At 49.3% G+C, this 3782-nt stretch carries 5 protein-coding genes; all 5 read right to left on the bottom strand.

The features are described from left to right. Positions 1-80: 80 nt before the first annotated feature. Entirely contained in the window at positions 81-335 is a 255-nt protein-coding gene (locus DU506_RS20735; RefSeq protein WP_114488735.1) for a hypothetical protein, read from the bottom strand. Beyond that, complete coding sequence (locus DU506_RS20730; protein WP_114488736.1) at positions 335-907, bottom strand: recombinase family protein; 573 nt, start codon at positions 905-907, stop codon at positions 335-337. The genes DU506_RS20735 and DU506_RS20730 overlap by 1 nt, the downstream gene beginning before the upstream one ends. Positions 908-1060: 153 nt before the next feature. Next, positions 1061-1456 (bottom strand): hypothetical protein, encoded by a 396-nt coding sequence (locus DU506_RS20725; protein WP_114488734.1) that lies wholly within the window; start codon positions 1454-1456, stop codon positions 1061-1063. Between the two features lie 2 nt (positions 1457-1458). Continuing rightward, positions 1459-2118, bottom strand: a complete 660-nt coding sequence (locus tag DU506_RS22050) for a hypothetical protein (RefSeq protein WP_220254493.1) — start codon at positions 2116-2118, stop codon at positions 1459-1461. 7 nt (positions 2119-2125) lie between these two features. Further along, entirely contained in the window at positions 2126-3661 is a 1536-nt protein-coding gene (locus tag DU506_RS20720) for a hypothetical protein (RefSeq protein WP_220254492.1), read from the bottom strand. Positions 3662-3782: the final 121 nt, after the last annotated feature.

Below are 3782 nucleotides of genomic sequence, written 5' to 3'. Positions count from 1 at the left end.
ACCCGAAACTGGGAGGTAACCGGTCCGGTGTCGCTCAACCCCGGGAAAGTGCAAGAAATCGAGCGTAATAAACAGGCTGCTTAAGCGCAGCTATTTGGACAACTGGGTTGAAAATCACCGCGCAGCCTATTCTCCAGATCTTGCAGTTCGGCTTTTACATTTTCATTTTTTTTGATCGCCTGGTCTGACAGGCCTGCAAGCTTTTTGATTTGCTGTCTATTCAGGATGCCCTTTGGGGAGTATACGATCTGGCGAAAATCATCATCGGACATGGACTTAACCCATTCTCGAAATCTTTCAAGATAGATTTGACCCTGCTCTTGTGGGCTCGCCATTACGCCTCCTGAGACTTGTTCAAAGCTGCATATAGCGTTGTGCGGGAAACGCCATATTCTTTTGCCAAATCGCTCTTAGAGACCCCCTTAGAGAGCTTCTGAGCAATTTCCGAAAGATCCTCATCAGATAACGATTTCCGCCGACCAATCTGCTTTCCGCGCTTCCTGGCAGCTTCTAGCCCTTCTTTCCGCCGCTGGCCGATAAGCGACCGTTCAAATTCGGCAAATGCGCCAAGCATGTGCAGCATCAACGACGCCATGGGATCATCTGTCTGCGGGGCGAACGTTAATCCCTCAGAGTAAAACTTGACGGTAACATCACGCTTTACTAGATCATCAACAATCGAGAGCAGGTCAGACATGTTGCGAGCGAGCCTGTCAATGCTGTGGACATGCAGAGTGTCGTGCTCTCTGAGATAATTGAGGCAGTGATTGAGCACTTCTCGTGAACCGGCATTTCTGCCAGACACTTTCTCTTCGAACACCTTGTCTAGCCGGACGCCATCAAGCTGACGGTCACTATTCTGACCGACCGTTGAGACGCGAATGTATCCAACGTGCTTTCCCGACATAAACTCCTCAAACCTCATACTGTTCATAAACAGAATAAGGTTTCTATACATCATGTCAAGAAATTAACAGGCAAGGTTTTTGGACACCAAGAAGGTTGGCATTTAGGAGCTTGGCCATGGTGTCCACAAAGTATAGCTTTATGAACGCTCAATTTATTTTTTCTGGAGCTGAAGCACTGGCTCCTCAAGCATCGATTGCGTTACTCCACGCATACCAGCGTTTGCCTGCCATATTAAGAATCGCGCATGCATCTCCCGAAGAGCATACATAAGCTTTTGGTTCTTCTCAGTCAGTTGTTCAATGCGCTCGTTCGCTTCACTAATATCGTCAATCCATCCTGGTTTTTCTTTCGGAGCCTTCAATGCGGCCTTGCGATTCTTCATCGCCATATCAACGGCAGGTAGCTTCATCAGAGACTGGCGGGCACGACTGATACCCAATTTTTCTTTGCATGCTTCAACGAGTAGAGGCCAAGTCAGCTTTGGCTCCGACCACTCTTCAATTAGCTTGATGATGCGCGCTTCGTCTTTCTTCGTTAAATGCCCCATTGCTATACCTCAATCTCGTCTAGCATTGCTGACAAATCATCTAATGACAGCAGTTGCTCATTTTGCGCTTCTATACCTTTGGCATCGATTAGCCCTGCCATTGCGGCGGCATTGTTTGTCAGCGTCCAACCATTATCGACGTTCCACACGATGTCGCCGTTTTCGAGTTCAGGGCTCTCCAGGGTTTGGATCAGCGCGTCACACTTATAAAGATCCATACCCACTTTTTTGGCCCATTCTGATGCCCCAAAAATATCGCGAGATTGCGCATCACGCGCTTTGTCGTAGCGGCGTTTAAGGTCCTTGCGTTCTTCTTTGAGGTTTGCGAGCTTCACATCATCACCCTTCACACAACCGAGCTTCCCGCAGGTCAAACAAGCCCCCATTTTCGGGCAGGGATCGGAGGCAAAGTTGTGTACACAGATCCCAACGTGTGTCTGATGAATGACTAGATCCTGATCCCCCTCATGGAGATCAGTCACATCACTGAGTCTTAAAGGTTGATTTGTTTTGACCTTTTCCAGCCGCTGAGCCGCGTTGCTATACTTCGTTTTTGGGTGATGGTGCGCAACCCTTTGGGTACGCTCCTCGACTGTCTCATGGTTGTAGACAGAGCCCATTGTCGTGCGCCCGGAAAATGCGTCAATCAGGAACTGTGACATGCCTGCTCTATTCATTTCTGTGTTCAGCTCGACGAAAAGAGTGCGTATTTACCTTAAAAGCTGGGTAACCATGGCGCTCAAATATGCTTCTTACGAACCTGTTTGATCTGACTGACAACTGGGCGACCATACGTGATTGGCTAGCAGCGATTTCCACGCCAAAACCTTTTGGCATGCTCGTGTTAACATTTTCAACAGGCAGTGCCCCTGTGCGCACAGTGAACAACGCATCACGGTACTTCACACGCGCTTTGCCTTCGGTGTAGGGCGTGGTGTAAGGAAAATGTTTAGATAGGTACTTTTCGCGCACCAAAATATTTAGCTTGCGTAACGTAATTACACACCTGTCGTTAAACTCGAAGCGCAGAATTCCCATCTTACCCTTCGCAAAGATTCGCTTTCCCTGACTAGTATCCCACCCGTCGCGTATCTCGCCCAATAACGACCTTGCGGCTGGGCTGATCGCCTTTCGCTTCTCAAAGTTCTGCAAATAGGCGAATCTGAAGCTAACTCGCGGGCTATGGTCTCCTCGGATCGAAATTTTGAGCGCTGCACACACTTCTGCGTAGGTAAGCGGATCATCAAGGTCCTTTTGTGGCAGCTCTTCGTGCGGTGGAAATTGATCGGGATAATCTTCCAGAAATGCCGCGTGAGCCCGACCTTCATCGGTGACCGATTTCAGCAACGCAATTGCACGCTCGACGACCGGCTCCATCTCAGGCTTAACCACGGGTTTCAGCATTGGCTTATTTATTTTTTCAGCGTACCAGCGCAAGAACATCCGTTGCTTGCCTCTAGTGTCCTCTTTGAACACGACGCAGTCCTGCTCAACATCTGCCAACTCACCAATACGGCTAGGCGTACTGAGCAAAAGAGCGCATGCCGATGTCACGACAATGTCTATTGAGCTGGTAAGATCGTTATTAAAAATCTCCCCCAGGGCTTTTATCACTTCAGGACTGGGAAGCTTATGCTCACGATCCGCTTTTAACTGTTTGAGCGTGCGACGGGGCTTCAGTTTAAGCGGAGAAGTCCAGCTAAAATTTGTCTTGAGCATTTTTTTGTCCCGCATCAGGGAGATGATTTTCTCAAGCTCCTTACCGACGCGGTATGCGGTATTGCCTACTTTCCAGTGAGTTTTCATGTGCTCACAGGCTCGGTTGCATATCGCCGCTGAAACCAGCGTCACATCACGCGTACCGGTCAACTCGAGCAGTGCGACCTCAAGGGCTCTCATAGCAGAGAGAGAGTCCTTTACGCTATTTTTTGTTTGATAGACACGGCGGTACACCAAGACTGCCTTGGCAAAGTCTGTGAAGGGGGGCTGCATCTTTACTGGGGCAATACGGGTCGATCCCAGAATCGTGAAAGCACAGCTTACAAAGCCGTGGAGATGCCAGCTCTCGTCTTCCCAAAGAATACTGGCGTGCACCCTATCAGGAATACCCTTTGGGAGGGTCGCTTTCGCCCACTCAAGAAACGCATTCAACTGCGCCTCCGCACTCAGGTGATTCTCCGCCTTAAAGTCGATGATGTTAGTCATGGAGCTATGGTGACTTCTGGTGTATGGGAGGAAGTAGGAAGGGTGGCGTATCCTGTTGATTGATCACGACCAAGATCTCAACCAACAAGAGTGGATACGCCATGACCGATTCTACCCTCCA

It is taken from the genome of Vreelandella rituensis (assembly GCF_003336665.1).
Taxonomy (GTDB): Bacteria; Pseudomonadota; Gammaproteobacteria; order Pseudomonadales; family Halomonadaceae; genus Vreelandella; species Vreelandella rituensis.
This window is presented reverse-complemented; position numbering and strand designations above follow the sequence as displayed.

Excerpts from the sequence above, each read along its gene's own strand:
- DU506_RS20725 (WP_114488734.1), bottom strand. The coding sequence starts at position 1,456 with ATGGGGCATTTAACGAAGAAAGACGAAGCGCGCATCATCAAGCTAATT.
- DU506_RS20730 (WP_114488736.1), bottom strand. The coding sequence starts at position 907 with ATGTCGGGAAAGCACGTTGGATACATTCGCGTCTCAACGGTCGGTCAG.
- DU506_RS20720 (WP_220254492.1), bottom strand. The coding sequence starts at position 3,661 with ATGACTAACATCATCGACTTTAAGGCGGAGAATCACCTGAGTGCGGAG.
- DU506_RS20735 (WP_114488735.1), bottom strand. The coding sequence starts at position 335 with ATGGCGAGCCCACAAGAGCAGGGTCAAATCTATCTTGAAAGATTTCGA.
- DU506_RS22050 (WP_220254493.1), bottom strand. The coding sequence starts at position 2,118 with ATGTCACAGTTCCTGATTGACGCATTTTCCGGGCGCACGACAATGGGC.